Annotated in this window: 22 protein-coding genes and 1 other RNA gene; 19 read left to right on the top strand and 4 right to left on the bottom strand. The window is 67.8% G+C overall.

Features of this window, described 5'->3' with window-relative positions:
- Positions 1-58: 58 nt before the first annotated feature.
- From NP095_RS12105 to ssrA, 4 genes are all read left to right on the top strand, one after another.
- Positions 59-1390: a M23 family metallopeptidase gene (locus NP095_RS12105; RefSeq protein ID WP_232418644.1), complete on the top strand. Its 1332-nt coding sequence runs from the start codon at positions 59-61 to the stop codon at positions 1388-1390.
- A gap of 34 nt (positions 1391-1424) precedes the next feature.
- Complete coding sequence (gene smpB / locus NP095_RS12100) at positions 1425-1898, top strand: SsrA-binding protein SmpB (protein WP_232418645.1); 474 nt, start codon at positions 1425-1427, stop codon at positions 1896-1898.
- Positions 1895-2761, top strand: a complete 867-nt coding sequence (locus NP095_RS12095) for an amidohydrolase family protein (RefSeq protein WP_232418646.1) — start codon at positions 1895-1897, stop codon at positions 2759-2761. Before smpB ends, NP095_RS12095 begins: the two co-directional genes overlap by 4 nt.
- A 78-nt stretch (positions 2762-2839) precedes the next feature.
- Positions 2840-3211, top strand: a transfer-messenger RNA (tmRNA) gene (ssrA, locus tag NP095_RS12090).
- A gap of 67 nt (positions 3212-3278) precedes the next feature.
- Here the strand turns inward: ssrA and NP095_RS12085 are convergent.
- Entirely contained in the window at positions 3279-4364 is a 1086-nt protein-coding gene (locus NP095_RS12085) for an NADH:flavin oxidoreductase (RefSeq protein ID WP_232418647.1), read from the bottom strand.
- A gap of 61 nt (positions 4365-4425) precedes the next feature.
- On the opposite strand from NP095_RS12085, the gene NP095_RS12080 reads away from it, so the two are divergent.
- Together NP095_RS12080 and NP095_RS12075 are read left to right on the top strand one after the other, a co-directional pair.
- The gene (locus NP095_RS12080; RefSeq protein WP_232418648.1) at positions 4426-4827 is read left to right on the top strand and encodes a pyridoxamine 5'-phosphate oxidase family protein; all 402 of its coding nucleotides are present in this window, start codon (positions 4426-4428) and stop codon (positions 4825-4827) included.
- A gap of 42 nt (positions 4828-4869) precedes the next feature.
- On the top strand, positions 4870-5658 hold the full coding sequence (locus NP095_RS12075; RefSeq protein WP_232418649.1) for an MBL fold metallo-hydrolase: 789 nt from the start codon (positions 4870-4872) through the stop codon (positions 5656-5658).
- Positions 5659-5743: 85 nt separating this feature from the next.
- On the opposite strand, the gene NP095_RS12070 is transcribed toward NP095_RS12075, so the two are convergent.
- Together NP095_RS12070 and NP095_RS12065 are read right to left on the bottom strand one after the other, a co-directional pair.
- Positions 5744-5947 (bottom strand): cold-shock protein, encoded by a 204-nt coding sequence (locus NP095_RS12070; protein ID WP_146827219.1) that lies wholly within the window; start codon positions 5945-5947, stop codon positions 5744-5746.
- A 180-nt stretch (positions 5948-6127) separates the two neighbouring features.
- A complete protein-coding gene (locus tag NP095_RS12065; RefSeq protein ID WP_232418650.1) occupies positions 6128-7150 on the bottom strand; it encodes an NYN domain-containing protein in 1023 nt (340 codons plus the stop codon).
- 161 nt (positions 7151-7311) lie between these two features.
- Here NP095_RS12065 and NP095_RS12060 point away from each other — a divergent pair, with 161 nt between their 5' ends.
- The 10 genes from NP095_RS12060 to NP095_RS12015 all read left to right on the top strand — a co-directional run bounded on the left by NP095_RS12060 (position 7312) and on the right by NP095_RS12015 (position 17002).
- A complete protein-coding gene (locus NP095_RS12060) occupies positions 7312-7476 on the top strand; it encodes a Flp family type IVb pilin (RefSeq protein ID WP_232418651.1) in 165 nt (54 codons plus the stop codon).
- Between the two features lie 230 nt (positions 7477-7706).
- Positions 7707-7889, top strand: a complete 183-nt coding sequence (locus tag NP095_RS12055) for a Flp family type IVb pilin (protein ID WP_232418652.1) — start codon at positions 7707-7709, stop codon at positions 7887-7889.
- Between the two features lie 180 nt (positions 7890-8069).
- On the top strand, positions 8070-8396 hold the full coding sequence (locus NP095_RS12050) for a TadE family protein (protein WP_232418653.1): 327 nt from the start codon (positions 8070-8072) through the stop codon (positions 8394-8396).
- Entirely contained in the window at positions 8387-9574 is a 1188-nt protein-coding gene (locus tag NP095_RS12045; RefSeq protein ID WP_232418654.1) for a TadE/TadG family type IV pilus assembly protein, read from the top strand. Before NP095_RS12050 ends, NP095_RS12045 begins: the two co-directional genes overlap by 10 nt.
- Before the next feature lie 34 nt (positions 9575-9608).
- Positions 9609-10283 (top strand): RcpC/CpaB family pilus assembly protein, encoded by a 675-nt coding sequence (locus NP095_RS12040; RefSeq protein WP_232418655.1) that lies wholly within the window; start codon positions 9609-9611, stop codon positions 10281-10283.
- The gene (locus NP095_RS12035; protein WP_232418656.1) at positions 10280-11485 is read left to right on the top strand and encodes an AAA family ATPase; all 1206 of its coding nucleotides are present in this window, start codon (positions 10280-10282) and stop codon (positions 11483-11485) included. The genes NP095_RS12040 and NP095_RS12035 overlap by 4 nt, the downstream gene beginning before the upstream one ends.
- A complete protein-coding gene (locus tag NP095_RS12030; protein ID WP_232418657.1) occupies positions 11482-12843 on the top strand; it encodes a CpaF family protein in 1362 nt (453 codons plus the stop codon). Before NP095_RS12035 ends, NP095_RS12030 begins: the two co-directional genes overlap by 4 nt.
- Complete coding sequence (locus tag NP095_RS12025) at positions 12840-13775, top strand: type II secretion system F family protein (RefSeq protein WP_232418658.1); 936 nt, start codon at positions 12840-12842, stop codon at positions 13773-13775. The genes NP095_RS12030 and NP095_RS12025 overlap by 4 nt, the downstream gene beginning before the upstream one ends.
- Positions 13775-14659, top strand: coding sequence for a type II secretion system F family protein (locus tag NP095_RS12020; RefSeq protein WP_232418659.1), 885 nt, complete (start codon positions 13775-13777; stop codon positions 14657-14659). Before NP095_RS12025 ends, NP095_RS12020 begins: the two co-directional genes overlap by 1 nt.
- Before the next feature lie 51 nt (positions 14660-14710).
- Entirely contained in the window at positions 14711-17002 is a 2292-nt protein-coding gene (locus NP095_RS12015; RefSeq protein WP_232418660.1) for a hypothetical protein, read from the top strand.
- A 61-nt stretch (positions 17003-17063) separates the two neighbouring features.
- Here NP095_RS12015 and NP095_RS12010 read toward each other — a convergent pair whose 3' ends face one another.
- Positions 17064-17672 carry a vitamin K epoxide reductase family protein gene (locus tag NP095_RS12010; protein ID WP_232418661.1) on the bottom strand — a complete coding sequence of 203 codons (609 nt, stop codon included), beginning with the start codon at positions 17670-17672 and terminating at the stop codon, positions 17064-17066.
- Between the two features lie 112 nt (positions 17673-17784).
- Between NP095_RS12010 and NP095_RS12005 the strand changes: the two genes are divergently transcribed.
- From NP095_RS12005 to NP095_RS11995, 3 genes are all read left to right on the top strand, one after another.
- Positions 17785-19260: a flavin-containing monooxygenase gene (locus NP095_RS12005; RefSeq protein WP_232418662.1), complete on the top strand. Its 1476-nt coding sequence runs from the start codon at positions 17785-17787 to the stop codon at positions 19258-19260.
- Positions 19261-19312: 52 nt separating this feature from the next.
- Entirely contained in the window at positions 19313-20338 is a 1026-nt protein-coding gene (locus tag NP095_RS12000; protein ID WP_232418663.1) for an NAD(P)/FAD-dependent oxidoreductase, read from the top strand.
- A 179-nt stretch (positions 20339-20517) separates the two neighbouring features.
- Entirely contained in the window at positions 20518-21447 is a 930-nt protein-coding gene (locus NP095_RS11995) for a DUF559 domain-containing protein (RefSeq protein ID WP_232418664.1), read from the top strand.
- The last annotated feature ends 55 nt before the right edge of the window (positions 21448-21502 follow it).

The following is a 21502-nucleotide window of genomic DNA, read 5'->3' as shown; positions in this document are numbered from 1 at the left end:
CAGTTCGCACGATTCCGTCCCCTGCGGACACTTCCCCGGATTCGAGACCATGACGAGAATGCGCAAGACCCTGCTCGCCCTGGCCCTCAGCATCGCGCTGGTGGCCGGCTTGAGCGCGCCCACGTTCAGTGACGAGAAGGACGACGTCAAGCGCGAGCAGCGCGAGAACAGGCAGAGGCTCAAGGACGCCCAGGACGAGGTCCAGGAGTCCACGAAGGCCGCTCGCGATGCCAAGCGCGAGCTCGAACGGGCCTCCGCCCGCCTGTCGGCCGCCGAGACGAAGCTGGGCCAGACGCGCGGCAGGCTCGCCGTCGCCCAGGCCGAGGACGCCCGCCTGCGCGCCGAGCTGGACAAGGCCGAGGCCGAGCTGCAGGCCGCCGAGGCGCGCCTCGAGGCCGCCGAGAAGGAGCTCAAGCAGTCGCGCGGCGCCGTCGAGTCGTTCGCCGTGGAATCGGTCATGGCCGGCGACGCGGGCCTCAAGGCCTTCGGCGACCTGCTGCGCGGTGCTGATCCGGGCCTGTTCTCCGAGCAGATGAGCGCGAAGACCTCCATCGGCGACGCGCAGGTCGCGGTCATGCAGGAGCTGGCCGCCTCCGAGGTCATGCTGGGGATCGAGCGCGACAAGGTCGAGCGGTTGCGCGACCAGGTCGCCGACCAGAAGCGACAGGCCGAGGCCGTCGTGGTCCAGATGCAGGAGCTGACCGCCCAGGCCCAGGCGCAGGCCGCCTCGGTCGCCAAGCTGGTGTCGGCACGCGCCGGCGCCAAGCGCACCGCCGACGCCACCCTGGCCGAGGACCTCAAGCTCCAGGCCGAGCTCGAGGCCGACCGCGTCCGCCTCGAGAACCAGCTGGCCGACATCGTCCGCAAGGAGCTGGCGGCCGCTGCGGCGGCCGCGGCCCGCGCCCGCAAGAAGAACAAGGGCAACGGAGGCGGCGGTGCAGGTGGTGGCTCCAGCAACAGTGGCGGAGGCGGCGGCTCCGGTACCGGTGACTCCGGCGGCGCGTTGAGTCGCCCCGTTTCCGGCCCGATCACCTCGCCGTACGGCATGCGCCGGCACCCCATCACGGGCGTCTACAAGCTGCACGACGGCACCGACTTCGGTGTCGGCTGCGGCGTCCCGATCCGCGCGGCCGCGGGTGGCCGGATCGTGTCGCAGTACTACAACGGCGGCTACGGCAACCGCGTCATCCTCAACAACGGGGTCAAGCGCGGCGTCAGCGTCATCACGACCTACAACCACCTCTCGCGCTATGCCAAGAGCACCGGCGCGAAGGTGAGCCGGGGCGACATCATCGGGTACGTCGGGTCCACCGGCTACTCGACCGGCTGCCACCTGCACTTCATGGTGCTGGTCAACGGCCGCACGACGCAGCCGATGAACTGGCTCTGACGCCTCACTGGCCCCGACCTGACAGAATGGTCGAATGGCCAAGGAGACCGGTCGCAAGATGATCGCGCAGAACAAGAAGGCGCGGCACGACTATCACATCGAGGACACCTACGAGGCCGGGCTCGTCCTGACCGGCACCGAGGTCAAGTCGTTGCGTCAGGGTCGTGCCTCGCTCGTCGACGGCTTCGGTGAGATCGACCGCGGTGAGGCGTGGCTGTTGCAGGTCCACATCCCGCAGTACGACAACGGAACGTGGACCAACCACGAGACCCGCCGGCGTCGCAAGATGCTGCTCAACCGTCACGAGATCGAGAAGATCGAACACCGCACGCAGGCCAAGGGCCTGACGATCGTGCCGCTGAGCCTGTACTTCAAGGACGGCCGGGCCAAGGTCGAGATCGCGCTCGCGCGCGGCAAGAAGGAGTACGACAAGCGTCACGCCCTCGCCGAGCGTCAGGCCTCGCGTGAGGCCGAGCGCGAGGTGGGCAGGCGCCTCAAGGGCATATGACCTGGCAGGACGCCGACCTCGCCGCGTACCTCGAGCGGCTGGGCGTGCCCGGGGTCGTCGACGTCCACGTGCACTTCATGGCGCCGCAGGTGCTGGCGAAGGTCTGGGCGTACTTCGACGCCGCCGGTCCCAAACTGGGTCGCCCCTGGCCGATCCACTACCGGACCAGCGACGAGGAGCGGGTCGAGACCCTGCGTGCTCTGGGCGTCCGGCGCTTCACGGCCCTGTCCTACGCGCACAAGCCCGGCGTGGCCCCCTTCATGAACGAGTGGCTGGCCGGCTTCGCCGAGCGGGTGCCCGACTCGGTGCGCTCGGCGACGTTCTTTCCCGAGCCCGAGGCGGCCGAGTACGTGCCCGCGGCGATCGCCGACGGGGTGCGGGTCTTCAAGGCGCACCTGCAGGTGGGGGAGTTCGCCGCCGACGACCCGCTGCTCGATCCGGTCTGGGCGGCGATCGAGGAGGCGCAGGTCCCGGTCGTGCTGCATGCCGGCTCGGGCCCCATGCCCGGCCCGCACACCGGCCCTCAGGGGGTGGCAGAGGTGCTGCGGCGCTTCCCGCGGCTGCCGCTGGTGATCGCCCACCTCGGCATGCCCGAGGTCGACGCCTTCTGCGACCTGGCCGAGCAGTACCCGAACGTCAGGCTCGACACGACCATGACGTTCGTCGACTTCTTCCCCGACCGGCCGCCGGTGGATCCGCAGCGCCTGCTGGCCCTGCAGGACCGGATCGTCTTCGGCAGCGACTTCCCGAACATCCCGTATCCGTACGCCCATCAGGTCGAGGCGCTCGACCGCCTGGGGCTGGGCGACGACTGGATGCGGGCCGTGCTGTGGGACAACGGAGCCGCCCTGCTGGGCGAGTGAACTGGCTCGGGGAATCATTTCGTCGCCACGACGTTGTACCCTGATGACGCCGGTCCGCCGGCGGTTGACAATTCCAGAGGGGCTGATCGGTTTCGACTTTGGTCGTTCGATTTCAGGAGAAGCGGGTAGAGAAGGCAACGTCAACTCTCAAACGTTCGTTGCACACCAATAAGTGCCGATTCCAATCGCACTGACTTCGCCCTCGCCGCCTGAGGCGACTCGCGAAGGGTGGGCCCGGGAATGTCCTCGTCCCGGATTGTCCACCTCATTCAGAGGACTTGCTGATCTGACCGTGTAGCGGGGTCGGATCGGGACTTTTTCCGCTGCTGAGCCTGTCGGTGACGCGTTCGTCCGAGCACCGGGGCTGAGAAAAGCGACAGACGAACTGCACCCGGAGAAGACCTGTCTCAGCGCCAGAGGACCCGGGTTCGATTCCCGGCAGCTCCACCAGCCCAGCCCTCATGGACCTCAGGGCCACCCCGTTCGCGGGGTGGCCCTGTGTCATGTCCGCTGCCGCTCAGGCGACGAAGTCGTCCCAGCCGTCGGCGAGGTAGTCGATGAACGCGGCGCCCAGGTGCTCGGCCTCGAGGCGCTCGCGGCTGAACGGCTGCGGATCGCTCACGAAGTCGGGATCGGCCGCGACCCGCTGCGGCAGGTCGTGGTGGATGATCGCGGCCGTGCCGACGGTGACGAAGTCGGCCCCGCGCTCCAGGCACCAGGTGGCGTCCTTCGCCGACAGGATCTTGCCGGCGACGCCCAGAGCCGTACCGTGCCGCGGCAGGTCCATGAAGCGGTCGATCAGGAGCCCGTCGAGCTCGGTGTTCCGGGGCGCCTTCGCCACGTCCCACAGCGACAGGTCCACGTAGTCGGCCTCGCCGGACGCCAGCAGCTGCTCGACGAGTGTCGTGGCGTCGTCGACCTGCATGCCGTAGCCCTCGGGGGAGACGCGCACGCCCACCTGGAAGTCGGGTCCGGTCGCCGCGCGGATGCCGGTGAGCACCTCGCGCAGCGCGCGACTGCGGTTCTCGAGCGATCCGCCGAACTCGTCCGTCCGGTGGTTCTTGCGGGTGTCGAGGAACTGGCACAGCACGTAGCCGTGGGCGCCGTGGATCTCGACGCCGTCGAAGCCGGTGCGCTCGGCGCGGACTGCCGCGGCGACGAAGTCGTCGATGACGCGCTTGACGTCGCTCGTCGACAGCTCCTCCACGCCCCGGTCGGGGTCCGCCCACGGGGCGACCGTCGCCATTCCCGTGACCGTCGAGTCGGCGCGCATCCCGCCGTGGTGCAGCTGCACCGACGAGACCGCGCCGGCGTCGCGGATAGCGTCGGCCAGGCGGCGCAGGCCCTCCTCGTGGCGCGTGTCGCTGATGCCCAGCTGGCCCTGCCAGGCCTGACCCTCGGGGGAGACGTACGCGGCCGCGGTCATGACCAGGCCGAACCCGCCGCGAGCACGCGCGACGAGCCACTCGTGCTCGTCCGCCGACAGGGTCCCGTCGGCGTGGCTCTGCTTGTTCGTCAGCGGAGCGAGCGTCCAGCGGTTGGGCCACGCAGGTCCGTGAGGGAGTTCGAGAGCAGTGGTCAGAGAGACGGCTGAGGTCGGCACCCCGTCACTCTACGAGCAGCCTCCAGAGGTCCGGTGGGGTGACCTTCGCCATGATGGGGCCATGACCGACATCTGGCTGCCCGAGGGCGACTTCCTGACCGATCGCCACTTGGCGACCCTGTCGACGATCGGCCCCGGTGGCCGGATCCACGTGGTCGCCGTGGGTTTCACGGTCTTCGAGGGGATCGTGCGGATCACGACGATGGACGGCAGCCAGAAGGTGCGCAACATCGAGCGCGACTCGCGGGCGACCGTGGCTCAGGTGGTTGGTCCGCAGTGGCTCAGCATCGCGGGCTCGGCGCAGGTGCTGCGTGACCGCGAGTCGATCTCGCTGGCCGAGCGGCTGTACGCCGAGCGCTACCGGCCGCCGGCCGAGAACCCGAACCGCGTCGTCATCGCCATCACGCCCGAGAAGGTCATGTCCTCACGCGGTCTGCGCGGCGAGGCCCCCGCGCACGACTGAGCGGAGTCGTCGGGTCCCTGCGCACCCGTTACCGTTCGGAGCGTGGAGGCATTGCTGCTGGGGACCGGGTCGGCCGACGGATGGCCGACGCCCTTCTGCCGGTGCGACTCCTGCGTGACGATGCTGGCCGAGGGCGTCATCCGCACCCCGACCAGCGTGCTGCTCGACGGGCGGATCTGGATCGATCCCGGCCCGGAGGCTCCGCGCCAGGCCCTGCGCGCGGGCGTCGACCTGGTCGACGTCGACACGGTGCTGATCTCCCATGCCCACAGCGATCACCTGGACCCGGCGTTCCTGCTGCACCGCAGCTGGGTCGACGACCGCCCGCTGACGGTCTACGGGCCGGCGCCGGCCATCGACCGCTGTCGTGACTGGCTGGCCCCGGACCAGACCTCGGTGCGCCTGGTGCCGGTGACGGCTGGCGACATCTTCACGGCCGCCGCGCATCGTGTCACCGTCGTGCGAGCCGCCCATGAGGCCTTGGGGGAGACCGTGCTCTACCGGATCGACAGTGACGAGCGCTCGGTGCTCTATGCCTGCGACACGGGCCCGTGGGCACCCGGTGCGATGGAGCAGATCGGCGCGAGCCGGCTGGATCTGGTGCTGCTGGAGCAGACCTTCGGCGACCGGCTCGACCTGGCGGGGGAGCGTCACCTGGGGATCGAGACCTTCGAGCAGGCGGTCGCGGACCTGCGGGGCAGCGGGGCGGTGGACGAGCGGACTCGGGTGATCGCCGTGCACCTGAGCCACTACAACGCGCCCGACGTCGAGGCGCGGCTGGCGATGTTGGGGATGGAGACCGGACGCGACGGTCAGGTCGTCACGCTCTGATGCCTGGGGCCGAAGGTGGCCGGACATGGAGAAAGCCCCCGCCGAAGCGGGGGCTTTCTCGGAGTTCTCGTGTTGTTGAGAAAACTCAGATCGCGCGGATCTTGGCGGCCTGCAGGCCCTTCTGGCCCTGCGTCACCTCGAACTCGACCTTCTGGTTGTCCTCGAGCGAACGGTAGCCGTTGCCCTGGATCTCGCTGAAGTGCGCGAACAGGTCCTCGCCGCCGTCGTCGGGCGCGATGAAGCCGAAGCCCTTTTCAGAGTTGAACCACTTCACAGTTCCGGTAGCCATGCTGTCTCCTTGGGAGGTAATGCGCACTCGTGAATCGCGTGCGACTAACTAGATGTCACGCGTCACTTCGAACCAAAGAGAAAACCGAACAGCCTCAAACGAGGCTCGACCATCAATCTGCCGAGTCATGCCATGCAACAACAAGATTGACTCTACTGCACGACACCCGAAAGCACCAAATCAGTGCCCCGGACGTAGCCGAACCTTGCGCGTCTGGTTGTCCTCATCGACCTCGACGACCGAGTTACGCGACTTGAGAAAGTCGGTGAACGTCTTGAATCCCAGCTCTTTCTCGTTGAACGAGGAGTCCATGCGCTTCATCTGGCTCTTGACGGTGCCCGAGTGGGTCCACTCCTCCTCGGGGTCCTTCTCGCCCAGCAGGCGCAGGGCGCGCAGCAGCAGCCGGGTGGCCTGACGAGCCAGGGCCTGCTCGTCGTCCTCGTCGTCCTGCGTGCCGCCGGCCGGGACGAAGATGGGCTGGAGCATGGGCTCGGTGGACACCGGGATCTCGATGGACTTCGTGGACTTCGAGGTCTCGGCCGAAGCCTCGGTCTCGGTCTCGGTCTCGGTCTTGGGGCTCCCGCTCTTGCGCGTGCCGCGGCGGGCCGACTTCTTCGGCGCGCGGGGCGAGGCCTGCTCGACCTCCTCGTCGTCGCCGTTCTGTGTCAGGCCCGGGAGGTTGTCGTACGTCAGCAGCTCGTCACAGGCCGCTGCCAGCGAGCGGCTGGTGGCGCCGGCGACGCCGACGGCCACGACGTAGCGGCCCATGCGCTTGAGCCGCTGGGCCAGCGGGATGTAGTCGGAGTCGCCCGCGGCGAGCACGACCGTGCCGACCTGGGGCATGCGGCCCATGTCCTCGAGGGCGTCGACGGCCAGCCGGATGTCGGCGCCGTTCTTCGAGCCGGAGGCGGGGAACAGCTGGACCAGATCGATCGCCCGGTCGACGAGCTGCTTCTTGTACCGCACGTTGAAGGGCATCGACCAGTCCGCGTAGGCCCGCGTCAGCGCCAGCCGGCCGAAGGAGGACGCGTAGTCGAGGATCGCGTGGACGTCGATCTCGGCCTGCCGCAGCTTGGCCTCGTCGAAGCCGGCGTCGCGGTCCTTCCAGAAGGCCTGTTTGCCGTGCACCTGGTCGTACCGCGAGATCACGATGTTGTCGAAGTCCAGGTAGACGGCGACGGCCGAGTCAGTCGGGGAGGTCATGAGTCCAGTGTGCCCGCCCTCCGTCATACCGCCGGTGGCGCGGGGTCGCGCGTTGCCGCGATTCGTACCTCGGGGGGACGAAGGTGCAGTAACTTCATCCTCATCCGCCACGCTGGTTCATGTGGAGCCCTCGGGCGGAATCGTCCTCGTAAGGAGGCGCCGTGAGACTGCAGCACTGGATCGCGTCCCGCTCGCTCGACCGGGGAGCGAGTGCCACGGAGTACGCGCTGTTGATCTCTGGCGTCGCCGTCGTCCTGGTCGGAGTCATCGCGATGTTCGGCGAGTCGCTGGCCGCCAGCTGGCGGGACCTCGGGGCGCTTCTCTAGGTCGCCTGGCCTGGTGCGGAGAGCCATCGGGCCCCGCCCGAGGGGGCTCCCATGTCGATCCCGCGCAAAAACTCATGAGTCACAGGCGTGTCGCTAGTCCCATCGGATCATTTTGTTCGCTTTAGTTGGTTCTTTTCACAAAAGGCTACCCGTGACACCCCTGTCCCATTAGTTTCGCTATTAGGGACTTCGCAGTATGCGAGTTCACCACGACACAGAGGAGAAAACCCATGCTGCAGATCATCAACTTCCTGACCGCTTTCACCGCCGACCGTGACGAGAAGGGCGCGACCGCGACCGAGTACGCGCTGATCATCGCCGGCATCGCCGTCGCGATCGTCGGCGCCATCTCCGTCTTCGGTGGCGAGCTCACCGGCTTCTGGAACGGCCTGGGCGGACAGCTCGGCCTCTGATCCACGCCGGTTCTCACGAACCGACCCGGGTGTGCCGCGTCGCGAATCGCGGCGCGGCACACCCATCCCCGGGGCAACGACGCCCCACCCCATGACGTCCTTGAGGGAGGAGACGTGATGACGCACTTCACGACTTGGACACGACGTTCGCGCCGAGGGCGCGAGCGCGGTGTTGCTGCCGTGGAGTTCGCACTCGTCGTCCCGATCCTGATGACCATCATCATCGGCATCGTCGAGTTCGGCATGGCCTTCAACTACCGGACCCAGCTGAACAACGCGACGCAGATCGCGGCACGCAACTACGCGATCGACCGTAGTTGGGATGCGGCTCGGGCCAACGTGCTGGGCCTGGCCCCCACGGCCTCGATCACCAAGTCGATTGACTGCAATGCCGCCAACAGCGGTCGTGCCGTGACCGTGACGGCCACCGTCGTCCGATCGACCTACACGGGTCTGTTCGGCGCCAGCTTCACCTACCGAGGGAAGGGCGTGGCCCAGTGCGCCTGACATCCACCACTCGCACGAGGAAGCGTCGCTTCGGCCTGCGCAAGAGCGAACGCGGCGCCACGATCGTCCTGGTGACGCTCTCGATGGTCGTGCTTCTGGGCATGGCCGCGGTCTCCATCGACTTCGCTGTCGCCTCGAGCGAGAAGGCCGAGGTGCAGAACGCCGCCGATCAGGCCGTTCTCGCGCTGGCCACCGACTGTGCGCTGAAGAAGCCCACATGTCTGCCCAGTACCGCCACGTTCTACGGACAGCAGAACGCCGGCCCCACCGCCAACGTGGAGACGCTGAAGAACGGCGTCCCCAGGAACCCCGTCTACGACGACGGCAAGGTGACCGTCCGCGTCTCGAAGAACGTCAACCACACCTTCGCGAAGGTCCTGGGGGACTCCTCCAGCACCGTCCGCTCCGAGGCGACCGCCACCTGGAACACGGTTCCGCTCGTGGGCACGAAGCTCATCCCGATGGGGCTGCCGTACTGCGACTGGCTGGCCGCCCAGCCCGGCTCGGCCACCGCGCCCGGCGCGATGCGCACCTACATCTGGGCGCGGTACAGCACGTCCGAGACCAGCTGCCCCGGCACCGGTGCGACCACCGCGACCGTCTATTCGAAGCGCGGCTCGGCCTCGGGCTACGGGTCCGTCGGACAGGCGATGTACTTCACGCGCTCGGTCTTCCCGGGCGTCAACACGAACTGCGACTTCAGCGCCAACCTGTGGGACGTCTACCGCAACATGCTGGACGACTGGTCGCTCATCACGGTCGACACCTGCATGGAGGCCAAGCTCAACGGGGTCGGCAACGGCTCCGTCGTCATGATGCCGATCTACGCCGTCGAGAAGAAGCCGATCCTCTGGACCGGGGTGACGTACACCAGCCGCCTGGTCATCTTGGGGTTCGCGCCGTTCAAGGTCGACAAGTGGGTCAACTACCCGTTCCTGTACTTCGGCGTGCAGCCCAGCTTCTCGTCGCTGAACTACACGAACAACTGCGACATGAAGTTCAACTTCGCCACCATCGGCGGCGGTTGCACCGGTGTCCGTGGACAGTTCGTCCGCTCGTCCGAAGGTGCCCTCTTCAACGGCTTCACCCAGTACGGGTCCTTCTACCACAACACCGGCTCGGGGCTGAGCGGCGACGCTCCCAACCTCGGCCTCACCAACGTCAAGCTCGTCGACTAATTCACTCCCCCCGCTATCTCGAAGGACTCGGTTCATGAACTCTCGCGTGATCGCCGCCATCGCTGCCGCCGTGCTGGCGATCGTCGGTATCAGTGCTGTCGTCGTCTATGCGGCGAAGGCCAAGAGCGATGCCTTCGAGGGTGCTGAGATGGTGCAGGTCTACCGGGTCGCGAAGGACGTCGGTGCCAATGAAGACGCGGCGAAGGTGAGCGACAGCGTGGAGCTGGTGAGTCTGCCGGCGGCGGCCATCGCCAAGGGTGCGGTCACCGATCTTGCGGACATCGAGGGTCTCAAGACGACCGTGCCACTGGTCGAGGGCGAGCAGCTGCTCGATTCGCGTTTCGCGAAGGAGGGCGCCAAGGCAGCCGCCAAGGGGAACGTGCCGAAGGGCCTGCAGGAGATCGCCCTGACGCTGGACGCCGCAGCCGGTGTCGGCGAGCTCATCGAAGAAGGCGCCAAGGTCGGCATGATCGCGACCGTCGAGAAGGGTGAAGACAAGCGAAGCCGGATGTTCGCGCAGAACGTCCCGGTGACGAACGTCAAGTCCCATGAGGACGGTTCCATGGTCGTCACGCTGGCCGTGACCACCGCCCAGGCCACGCAGGTGGCCGCCGCCGCACAGTTCGGGCAGGTCCGTCTGACCGTCCAGAACGACGAGACCAACCGTGATGGTGCGTCGGCCGTGGATGTGGGGAACGTTGTGAAATGAGCATCATCGTCGTCATCACCGAGTCCAGCCCCTTCGCGGGTAGGCTCCGGCGCGTCGCGGACCGTCAGGTCGTGGGCCTCAAGCCCACCTTCACCGAACACGCCCTGAACTCCATGCTCGGGACGATGCGTGCGATCGACCTCGTGGTCATCTGCGAGGACGTCGACGACGACCAGTCGATGGAGCTGGCCGACATCGTGCACGACCACCAGCTGAACGTGCCGGTCGTCCTGGTCAGGGAGCAGCCCGAGCCGCTCTCGACCGAGCAGCGACAGTCCGGCGTCGTCGAGTCGGTCTCGGCGCTGTCGTCCGATCTCGAGATCGAGCGACTGCTGGCCCGTCACGTCGGCTCGGCGATGCCCGGGGTCGAGGAGCAGCGGCCGCGAGTCGCCGTCCCGGCCGCCCCCGTGGCGCCGGTCAGGCGCGTCGATCCGGAGGAGCACCGCGTCGTGGTGGTGCTCTCGCCCAAGGGGGGCGTCGGCAAGACCACCATCTCGACCAACCTGGCGATCGCCCTCTCGCGGCGCACGCCGCTCGACACCGTGATCATCGACTTCGACTCCCAGTTCGGCGACGTCGCCAGCGTGCTGAACATCAACGCCCAGCACACGCTCGAGGACGCGTTCACCGAGCACTCGGTGCACCCGCCGCTGGTGGTCAAGGGCCTGCTGAACGCGTTCGACGAGAAGCTGCTGGTGCTGGCCGCCTCCGAGTCGCCGGCCGCGCTGGAGAAGATCTCGCCGGTCCAGGAGAGCGACCTGCTGCGCCAGCTGTCGGACGACTACGCCTTTGTCGTCGTCGACACCGGGTCGGGTCTGACGGACGAGACGATGGCAGCCCTCGAGGTCGCCACCGACGTGATCATGGTGACCACGATGGACGTGTCGAGCGTCAAGGCGCTGCGCCGTGCCGCCGACCTGCTCGACCGGATCGACCTGCTGCCGCGCAACCGTCACCTGGTCGTGAACATGACCGAGTCCGGAACGGGCCTGGAGATCGACGACATCGCCCAGGCGATGCAGATGCCGGTCGATGTCTCGATCGCCCGATCGGTCGACATCGCGCTGTCGGTCAACACCGGCCGGCCGCTGGCGCAGGCCAAGCGATCGGCTGAGCTCTCCAGCGCGGTCGACGCCATCGTGGCGAAGCTGCGTGGCGAGACCACGCGCCGCAAGGGTGGATTGTTCAGGAGGGACGAATGAGCATCACCGACCGGCTGCTGGCCGCCGAGAAGGTGGGCGACGCCCACGCGCGGCCCACGACCGTCCTGCAGCGCTCGGCGGTCCTCGACGACCTCAAGAAGAGATCCGTCGAGTCCCTGTTCCGACGCATCGGCTCGCGCATCAACGACGCCTCGCTGACCGACATCCAGCTGCGCGACTTCGTGCGCGCCGAGCTCGAGGTCATCCTGCAGGAGGAGCACGTCCAGCTCGGCGCCTCGGAACGCGCCCAGCTGATGCGCGAGATCGAGGACGACGCCCTCGGGCTCGGCCCGATCCAGCGGCTCCTCGATGACGACGACATCAGCGAGATCATGGTCAACCACCCCTCGCAGATCTTCGTCGAGCGCAAGGGCAAGCTGACCCTCGCGGACGAGTCCTTCAGCTCGGAGGACCAGCTGCGCCGCGTCATCGAGCGCATCGTCGGCAAGGTCGGCCGTCGCATCGACGAGTCCTCGCCGCTGGTCGACGCCCGCCTGACTGACGGCTCGCGTGTCAACGCCGTCATCCCTCCGCTCGCGGTCCGCGGCTCCTCGCTGACGATCCGTAAGTTCGCCAAGAAGGCGCTGAGCATCCAGGACCTGATCAACTACGGCTCGATGAGCCCGGAGCTGGCCGAGCTGCTGGAGCTGTGCGTGCGCGGCCGGCTCAACATCCTCGTGTCCGGCGGTACCGGCACCGGAAAGACGACGCTGCTGAACGTCCTGTCCTCGTTCATCCCCGAGGACGAGCGCATCGTGACCATCGAGGACGCGATCGAGCTCAAGCTGCAGCAGGCGCACGTCGTCCAGCTCGAGGCCCGCCCGGCCAACATCGAGGGCCGCGGCGAGGTCACGATCCGCGACCTGGTCAAGAACTCGCTGCGTATGCGTCCCGATCGCGTCGTCATCGGCGAGTGCCGTTCCGGCGAGGCGCTCGACATGCTGCAGGCCATGAACACGGGCCACGACGGCTCGATCTCGACGCTCCACGCCAACTCGCCGCGGGACTGCATCGCCCGACTGGAGACGCTGGTGCTGATGGCCGGCATGGACCTGCCGCTGCGCGCCATCCGCGAGCAGATCGGGTCCGCGGTCGACATGATCGTGCAGATCTCGCGACTGCGTGACGGCTCCCGCCGGATCACCTACGTGACCGAGCTGGTCGGCATCAAGGACGACGAGCCCGTGCTGCGCGACCTGTACCGCTTCGACTTCGGCGCCGGTTATGACGAGGACGGTCACCCCCGCGGCACCGTCAAGGCCGTCGGCGACGGCGCCCACCTGGTCGATCTGCTGGACGAGCGCGGCATCAAGGTGCCGCCCCATCTGCTCACCCTGCGCAAGGAGTCCCTCTCGTGATCTTCCTGGCGATCGGCGTCGCGTCGATCCTGATCTCGGTGGCGGCGTTCGGCTACGTCATGCTGCAGCCGGATCTGGCCAATCTGCGCTCGGAGCAGATGCGGGCCGATGCGGCCGGCGACGGTGCGCGGACCAAGACGTCGACCCCGGTCTACGACGCGATCGACCGGGCCCTCAAGACCTTCGGTCTCAAGCCGTTCACCGAGGACGAGCTCTCGCTGGCCGGCATCAAGTCCAGCGTCACCTCGGTGGTGGCCACGACGCTGCTCATCGCGTTCATCGCGTTCGCGGCGGGTCTGGCCCTGACCGGCTCCTTCTTCTTCGCCATCATCCTGCTGGCGGCGTCGCCGTTCCTGGTGAAGATGTACGTCGGCGTCAAGACCTCGCGTCGTCGCGCCAAGTTCGGGCTGCAGATGTCCGAGACGATGACGCAGTTCAGCTCGGCGCTGAAGTCGGGCATGAACGTTCCGAACGCGCTCGGCAGCGTCGCCGCCGAGATGGACGAGCCGATGGGCGAGGAACTGGCGCGCATCGTGAACGAGACCCGTCTGGGCCGCGACCTGATCGACGGCATGAAGGACACCGCCGCGCGGATGGACAGCGCCGACTTCCTCTGGGTCACCGAGGCCGTGGCCATCCAGCGCGAGTCCGGCGGCCGGTTGAGCGAGATCCTGGACCGGGTCACCGAGACGATCTCGCAGCGCAACGAGCTGCGCATGAAGGTCGAGTCCCTCGCGGCCGAGGGCAAGGCCTCCGCGGTGATCCTGATGGGCCTTCCCGTCGGCGTCGGCCTGATGTTCCTGCTGATCAACCGCCCGTACATGATGCCGCTGTTCAACACCGGCAGCGGCAAGATCCTGATGATCATCAGCCTGGTGTTCTACACGCTGGGCGGGCTGTGGCTCCGCTCGATCACGAAGGTGAAACTGTAATGCTGCTCATCGGAATCATCGCGATCTTCGGCGCCCTCGGCCTGCTGTTCAAGGCGCTCGGCATCTTCGGCAAGCAGGAGTCCGCTGCGGCCGCTCGCCTGCGTGAGCTGACGGAGTCCGAGATCGTCGTCGCGGGGTCCTCGAAGAGCCTGCACGCGAGCACCAAGCGCGGCCTGGGCTACCGGTTGACGCCCGCCGGCGTCGTCGCGAAGGCCGAGCGCAACTACATGCTCGCGGGACGCCCCGAGGGATCGAGCGTGGCCAAGATCCTCATGCAGAAGGTCATCATCGGCTCGCTCGGCATGGGCATGGGCATCATGATCTTCTCCAGCAAGGGCGGCATGCTCGGCGTCATGATGCTGTTCTTCGCCCCGTTGATGGGCTACTTCGCCCCGGACATCATCCTCAACGGCAAGGCGGTGCGGCGCCAGGAGGAGATCCAGTACGCCCTGCCCGACCTGCTGGACCAGATCACCATCTCGATCGAGTCGGGCACCAGCTTCGAGAACGCCCTGGCTCGCTCCGGGCAGAGCGGCACGGGGCCGCTCTCCGACGAGATCGTGCGCACGGTCCAGGACATCAGTCTGGGCCTGCCGCGTCGCGAGGCCTACGAGTCGCTGATGGAGCGCACGGACGTCGACGAGCTGCGCAAGTTCGTCCGCTCGATCCTGCAGGGCGAGGAGTTCGGCGTTCCGGTCTCCGACATCGTCCGCGACCAGGCGAACGAGATGCGCATCGGCCGCCGCCTGCGCGCCGAGGGCGTCGCCAACCAGATTCCCGTCAAGATGCTGCTGCCCCTCATGGGCACGATCCTGCCGGTGCTGTTCATCATCGTCATCGGTCCGGCGGTCATCGCCGCGATGGCGCAGTTCAAGGGAGCATGACCCGGCGCCGGGCTGCTCCGGCGTCGGTTTCGGATACAGAGGGGAATGTCCATGCGTAGGTTCATCAGTCCGGTCGCCGCCGGCGCCGTCGTGAGCGGGGTGCTGGCCGCTGTGGCCGTCGCGCCTGCGCACGCCGCCGCGGTCACCAATGCCGACCTGGCCACGGCACTCGACCTGCCCGCCGGCATCACGCTGACGCAGGCGGGGGATCCGCGGGGGTTCGGCGTGGAGACCCGTGTGTTCAACGACTTCCCTCGCCGTGGGGGCAACGGCTCCTACGCCGTCTTGTCCACGGGACAGGCTGCCGACCTGTTCAACATGAGCGTTCCCGGCCTGCAGCCGTCCACGAACTTCGACCCTGACAGCGACGCCCCAGACAAGGTGTCGCTGACGTTCGGCGTGGCCAGTGCCGGTGCGAACGACTGCCTCCTGGTCGACGTTGCCATGGGCACCGAGGAGCGCGTCCACACGTATGCGGAGACCGTCCCGGGGGACACGATCTCGCTCAAGCGCGACGGCGATGAGACTGAGTACGCCATGCACGCGGGCGTCCGGTACTTCAGCCAGTACGTCCAAGAGCGTCCGAACGACTCGCGCTACCTCGAGCCGAAGCCGATGAACGTCAATGCCATTAAGTACTGGCATGGCGTCAACCAGGAGTTCGAGCGTCAGCCCGACGATCAGGCGGTGCCGCTCATCCCCGACGTGACCCCCTTCAACCACTTCACTTCGGTCGAGACGTTCGAGGTGCCGATCCAGGCCGACGGGTCGGCCACTCTGTCGATCGCCGATGCGGGGAACAACTCGCTGGACTCCGTGGCGTTGGTCGATCGTGTGCGCAAGGCGAAGTGCAGCACGTCGTCGTCGGCGGCGACCGGCCTCATGCCGCTGCAGCCCGCCGTCGTCGTCGGCCACCGTGGAGTCCAGAACATCCTGACGGTCGACCTCAAGCCCGACACGCCCCAGATCGAGCGATACGACGCCGCTGATAACGGTTGGTACCCGGGTGGTGTGGAGCTGCGCTTCCGCTGGTATCGGTACTGGATCGAGTCCTCGAACTGCAACGACCCGATCATGAAGAATTGGCACCTGATCCAAGACGCCGATCGCCAGTCGTTCGCGCCGACCCTCGATGAGAAGGGTCGCTGCCTGATGGCCGTGGTGACGGGCAAGAAGGACGGCTACCGCTCGGAGACGTTCCCCAGCCCCGCCTCGGCCCAGTGGATGCCCACACTGCCGATCCAGGACGGGGTCTTCGTGAACTCGGCCGTGCCGACGATCACCAAGCCGCGGTCGGACATCCGGGTCAATGACACGCTGAGCGCGTCGACCGGCAACTTCTCGCCGCGCCCCGACTCGTACTCCTACCAGTGGTGGGCGGACAGTCAGCCGATCTCCGGTGAAACGGGCGAGACGTTCAAGGTCACCGCGGCGCAGGCGGGCAGGGTCATCCGGGTGCGTGTCACGGCACGTCGCTTGAACTTCGACCCGATGACCATCGAGAGCGCGCCCACCGTGGCGGTCACGAACCTCGACTTCACGTCCACCTCGTCCCCGCGAATCGAGGGATCCGGCGTTCAGGGCAAGCCGCTCACCGCAGTCCCCGGCACCTGGAGCCCGCTGACGGACAAGTTCGAGTACGAGTGGTTCGCTGACGGGGAGAAGATCCCCAGCCAGACCCGTAACACGTTCACCCCGTCCTCGGGCTACATCGGGTCCGACGTGCATGCCGTGGTCAAGGGCATCAAGGCCGGCTACAACCCGAAATCGTTCTCGACCCCCAAGGTCAGGATCACCGGTGCTTCGTTCACCGGCGGCCAGGTCACCGTCGCCGGAACTGTGCGGGTCGGTCAACGTCTGACGGCCGCCGCGACGGGGTGGACCCCGGTCTCCCCTGCCACGCGCCGCTACACCTGGTTGGTGGGTGGACGCGTCGCGCAGGAGGGCACCTCGACGATGTTCACGGTGCCGCCGAATGCCGTGGGCCAACGCATCGTGGTCCAGGTGCGAGGTGAGCGGACGGGCTACGCGCCGCTCACCATCTCCAGCCCTGCCACAGGCGCGGTCGCTCGGGGCGTGCTGACGACGAACACGCCCCGGGTCTACGGCACGGCTCGCCCCAAGGGCACGCTGCGCGCCTCGGTCTCGTGGCGTCCGGCTCCGGTCACCTACCGGTACCAGTGGTACGTCGGCAAGAAGAAGATCGCCCGTGCGACGAAGTCGTCGTACAAGGTGCCCAAGAAGTACCGCGGCAAGAAGATCCGCGTGCGAATCACCGCCACCAAGTCGGGCTACACCACGGTGGCCCGGTACTCCGCGTACAAGAAGATCGCCAAGAAGTAACCGCACCAACGACGAAGGGCCCGGCTGGTCTTCCAGCCGGGCCCTTCGTCGTGGCGGCTCGTCAGGCCCAGAGGGTCTCGCCGAACTCGAACCAGATCACCGCGATGACCGCGATGATCCACAGAGCCGAGATCAGGACGGTCCAGTTCTTGAGGAACCTGCTGCCGGTGAAGCGCGCTGTGACAGCGACGAACATCGGGATCATCACGGCCCACACGACCATGCACCAGGGGCAGAGCTTCCCGATCTCCCAGATCGCCTGGTACTGCAGCCAGGTCACGAACCCGATGCCGAACAGCACGCCGACCTGGAGGCCGCCCCAGATCCAGCGGGGCAGGGACACGCCGCTGGCCAGCACCACGCCGAGGGTCACCACGACGGCGAAGGCCACCGCGCCGATGAAGGTGTTCGGGAACCCGAAGACCTCCGACTGGTCGGACGACACGACGTCACTGCAGCTGACGAACGCGGAGAGATCGCAGCCCAGGTCCTTCGCGGTGCCGGCAACCTCGGCCTGCAGCAGGTCGATCTTGTCGTAGGTCAGGATCAGCGAGGACCACAGTGCGATGGCGCCGGAGACGGCCAGGAAGATCCCGAGCCCCCGGTCGGAGTGGGGGGTCTCGTCATCGACAGGCGCCGGCGAGGGCGCGTCGGAGGCAACAGCGGTCATGGGCAGATTCTAGACGGCTGAGGGTCGCGGACCCAGAGATGAGACCGGATGCGGTGACGTGGACCACAAGTCCTGTTAATGTGACACCACCAATGTCACATAGGAGCGTGCCATGCCAGATCACGTCGACGTCCTCATCGTCGGTGCCGGCCTCTCGGGGATCGGTGCCGCGTACCGCCTGCAGGAGCGCGCCCCGGGACGGAGTTACGCGGTGCTCGAGCAGCGCGATGCGATCGGCGGCACGTGGGACCTGTTCCGGTACCCCGGCGTGCGCTCGGACTCCGACATGTACACGCTCAGCTTCCCGTTCGAGCCGTGGACGCATCCCAAGGCCATCGCCGACGGCGCCGACATCCGCCAGTACCTGGAGAACACCGCGGCCAAGCACGGCATCGCCGACAAGATCCGGTTCGGCCGCCGCGTCAGCACCGCCGAGTGGTCCAGCGACACCGCCACGTGGACGGTCACGAGCACCCTCTCGGACGGGTCCAGCGAGGCCGTCACCGCGAACTTCCTCTACCTGTGCAGCGGCTACTACAGCTACGACGAGGGTTACACGCCCGACTTCCCGGGCCTGGACTCCTATGAGGGCGACCTGGTGCACCCGCAGTTCTGGCCCGAGGACCTGGACCACGCCGGCAAGAACGTCGTCGTCATCGGCTCGGGCGCCACCGCGATCACCCTGCTGCCGTCGATGGCGCAGGACGCCGCCAAGGTCACGATGCTGCAGCGCACCCCGACGTACGTGCTCAGCCAGCCCGGCAGCGACCCCGTCGCCAATCTGGCGAAGCGGTTCCTGCCCAAGCAGCTCGTGCACAACGTCGCCCGGCTGCGCTACGCGGTGATGACCGTCGGCTTCTACATGTTCTGCCGCGCGTTCCCGCGGGTCGCTCGAGCGATCCTGCTCGGCCTGACCGGCAAGTCGATGCCCGGCGTCGACCGCGCCAGCCTCAAGCCGCCGTACAACCCGTGGGACCAGCGCCTGTGCGTCGTGCCCGGCGGCGACCTCTACAAGGCGGTGCGGCAGGGCAAGGCCGACATCGTCACCGACCGCATCGCCGAGTTCACCCCGAAGGGCGTCGCGCTGCAGTCCGGCGAGCACCTCGACGCCGACATCGTCGTCACCGCGACCGGACTGAAGCTGGTCGCCCTGGGCCAGATCGACGTCACCATCGACGGCACGAAGGTCGATCCGCACGAGCTCTACACGTACAAGGGCCAGATGTTCAGCGGCGTGCCGAACCTCGCCTGGTGCGTGGGCTACACCAACGCCTCGTGGACGCTGCGTGCCGACCTGACCTGGAAGTACGTCGCGGACTACCTCAACCACCTCGATGCGAACGGCTACGCCTACGGCATCCCGGACCCGACGGCCGACTTCGGTCACGACGAGCGCCTGCTGGACCTCAACTCGGGGTACATCGCGCGAGCCGACGAGCTGCTGCCCAGGTCCGGCGCGCGGACGCCGTGGAAGGTGCGCCAGAACTGGGTCCTCGACACGTGGGACGCCAAGCACACCGACCTCGACGAGGACATGATCTGGGTCCGTACCGCCGACCTGCCGGCGGCACGCGCCGAGGTCGTCTGACGCGGGTCGCGGTTTCCGGACCGGTGGCCCCGGTGTCGGCCATGATGGGCCGATGGACGTCATCGTCATCGGAGGCGGGATCTCCGGTCTGGCCCTCGCGTACGAGCTGGCCGCGGACCGCGAGGTCCTGCTGCTCGAGGCCGAGAGGTCCCTCGGCCTGCACACGACGGGGCGCTCGGCGGCGACCTGGATCGGCTCCTACGGTCCACCGGTCGTGCGGGAGTTCACCACGGCCAGTCACGACTACCTGATCGATCCGCCGTTCGACATCGACGGCCCGGTCGCGTCGCCGATGTCCTGCCTGTGGCTGGGTGTCAACGGGCGTGACGCGGAGGTCCACCGGTTGGTGGCCGAGACGGCGGCCGAGCTCGTCGACGGGACCGAGGCCGAACGGCTGTGTCCGGTGCTGCGGCCCGGATGCATCGCCGTCGCGGCGTGGGACGAGACCGCCCTGGACCTCGACGTCATGGGACTGCACCACGCCTACACCCGTGCCTTCCGTGCCCGCGGCGGCGCCGTCGTCACGTCGGCTCGCGTCGCGTCGGCCCTGCGTGACGCGGGGGAGTGGGCCGTGACCACGACCTCGGGTGACGTGTTCCGCGCCCACGTCGTGGTGAACGCGGCGGGCGCCTGGGGCGACGTGGTGGGCGGGTTGTTCGGCGCCGAGCGGCTCCGCCTCGAGCCGCGACGCCGCACGCTCTTCCAGTCGCCGACGAGCGTCACGCTCGAGGGCGTGCCGTTCACGGCCGGGATCGACGACGGCTTCTACTTCAAGGCCGAGGGCGGTGCGGTGCTCTGCTCGCCGCAGGACGCCACCTTGCACGAGCCCGGCGACCCCAAGCCCGACGAGCTCGAGATCGCCCGCGCCATCGAGGCCGTCAACGACGTCACGACCCTCGGCCTGCGCAGCGTGCGCACCGCGTGGGCCGGCCTGCGCACCTTCGCCCCCGACGGCAACCCGGTCACCCGCTGGGACATGAAGGCCGATGGCTTCTTCTGGTACGTCGGCCAAGCCGGCTACGGCATCCAGATGGCCCCCGCCCTGGCCCAACACGCCGCGAACCTGGTTCGCACCTGACTCTGCGGTGCCCCGCCTCCGGCGGGCGAGATGTGTAGCGGCAGCCACATGAAACTGGCCGATTTCGGGGAATTTGGGTGGGCAGCGCTACGCATCTCGCGGTGTGGACGGACTGAGCGCCACTCCACAGGGCTCCTGCGGCCGGTGTCGCGGCCAGTCGAGGGCCGTCACCGTGACGTATGGCCGACATTCCGAGCTCGCTCCAAGGGCGTCCGTTCACCGTGGCGGAGGCGCGGGCCGCGGGGCTGACTGACCGCCAGCTCGGACATTCGAGGTTCCGGCGCCTCTTCCGCGGCGTCTACGTCGTCTCCGATGGCGAAGTCGATCGGGGGCAGTGGCTGGCAGCGGCATTGCTCGCCGGACCGCAGGACGCGGCCATCAGCCATCGCAGCGCGCAGGCCGTCTACGGACCCGAGTTGAGCGGCGACGACGAGCAGATCCACCTGTCGACGCGCCGCAACGCCGTCACACGCGATCGCCGGATCAGGGTGCATCGCCGCAAGCACGCGATCGGAGCAAGGGAGGTCGACGGGCTCCGCGTGACGTCGCCGCCGCGCACGTTCGTCGATTGCGCGCTGGCGTTGACGTTCGTGCAGTTGGTCGTGTTCGGTGACTGGCTGATCCAGCGGAAGCTGGCGACCTTCGACGAGCTGCTCGCGTACTGCCACGACCGGCACCTCGACGGAGTCGTCAAGGCTCGCGAGGCCATGCGCTTCCTCGTCGCAGACGCGCGATCACCGATGGAGACGGTCGTGCGCCTGATGCTCGTCCGTGCGGGGTTGCCGCATCCGGCCGTGAACTCGGTCATCCGCGACGCGGCGGGCGGCCGCGTGGCCTGCGTCGACCTCGCCTTCTGGAGGTACCGCGTGGTCGTGGAGTACGACGGGCGGTGGCACGAACGCGTTGCCGATCAGCGCCGCTGGGACCGTGATCGGCGCGAGCACCTCGAACGGCTGGGGTGGAGGGTGATCGTCCTGCACGACACCGACCTGGCGCGGCCGGCGCTGATCGTGCACCGGGTCCACGATGCCCTCGTTCGCGGCGGACTCCAAGGTCGTCGTCCGTGGCTCAGTCCCGCATGGCACGCCGAGTTCGCGGCGCGCATCTGATGGCTCGGCGGCCCACGATGTGTAGCGCTGTGCACCCGAATGCGGCGGATCCGAG

It is taken from the genome of Aeromicrobium duanguangcaii (genome assembly GCF_024508295.1).
Classification (GTDB): Bacteria; Actinomycetota; Actinomycetes; order Propionibacteriales; family Nocardioidaceae; genus Aeromicrobium; species Aeromicrobium duanguangcaii.
Note: the sequence above shows the minus strand (reverse complement) of the source record. Positions and strands in the feature narration are given on the sequence as shown.

What these genes read in the sequence shown, in the direction of transcription:
- NP095_RS12105 (WP_232418644.1), top strand. Translation starts at nt 59, where the DNA reads ATGCGCAAGACCCTGCTCGCCCTGGCCCTCAGCATCGCGCTGGTGGCC.
- smpB (WP_232418645.1), top strand. Translation starts at nt 1,425, where the DNA reads ATGGCCAAGGAGACCGGTCGCAAGATGATCGCGCAGAACAAGAAGGCG.
- NP095_RS12095 (WP_232418646.1), top strand. Translation starts at nt 1,895, where the DNA reads ATGACCTGGCAGGACGCCGACCTCGCCGCGTACCTCGAGCGGCTGGGC.
- NP095_RS12080 (WP_232418648.1), top strand. Translation starts at nt 4,426, where the DNA reads ATGACCGACATCTGGCTGCCCGAGGGCGACTTCCTGACCGATCGCCAC.
- NP095_RS12070 (WP_146827219.1), bottom strand. Translation starts at nt 5,947, where the DNA reads ATGGCTACCGGAACTGTGAAGTGGTTCAACTCTGAAAAGGGCTTCGGC.
- NP095_RS12065 (WP_232418650.1), bottom strand. Translation starts at nt 7,150, where the DNA reads ATGACCTCCCCGACTGACTCGGCCGTCGCCGTCTACCTGGACTTCGAC.
- NP095_RS12055 (WP_232418652.1), top strand. Translation starts at nt 7,707, where the DNA reads ATGCTGCAGATCATCAACTTCCTGACCGCTTTCACCGCCGACCGTGAC.
- NP095_RS12040 (WP_232418655.1), top strand. Translation starts at nt 9,609, where the DNA reads ATGAACTCTCGCGTGATCGCCGCCATCGCTGCCGCCGTGCTGGCGATC.
- NP095_RS12035 (WP_232418656.1), top strand. Translation starts at nt 10,280, where the DNA reads ATGAGCATCATCGTCGTCATCACCGAGTCCAGCCCCTTCGCGGGTAGG.
- NP095_RS12030 (WP_232418657.1), top strand. Translation starts at nt 11,482, where the DNA reads ATGAGCATCACCGACCGGCTGCTGGCCGCCGAGAAGGTGGGCGACGCC.
- NP095_RS12020 (WP_232418659.1), top strand. Translation starts at nt 13,775, where the DNA reads ATGCTGCTCATCGGAATCATCGCGATCTTCGGCGCCCTCGGCCTGCTG.
- NP095_RS12015 (WP_232418660.1), top strand. Translation starts at nt 14,711, where the DNA reads ATGCGTAGGTTCATCAGTCCGGTCGCCGCCGGCGCCGTCGTGAGCGGG.
- NP095_RS12010 (WP_232418661.1), bottom strand. Translation starts at nt 17,672, where the DNA reads ATGACCGCTGTTGCCTCCGACGCGCCCTCGCCGGCGCCTGTCGATGAC.
- NP095_RS12005 (WP_232418662.1), top strand. Translation starts at nt 17,785, where the DNA reads ATGCCAGATCACGTCGACGTCCTCATCGTCGGTGCCGGCCTCTCGGGG.
- NP095_RS12000 (WP_232418663.1), top strand. Translation starts at nt 19,313, where the DNA reads ATGGACGTCATCGTCATCGGAGGCGGGATCTCCGGTCTGGCCCTCGCG.
- NP095_RS11995 (WP_232418664.1), top strand. Translation starts at nt 20,518, where the DNA reads ATGGCCGACATTCCGAGCTCGCTCCAAGGGCGTCCGTTCACCGTGGCG.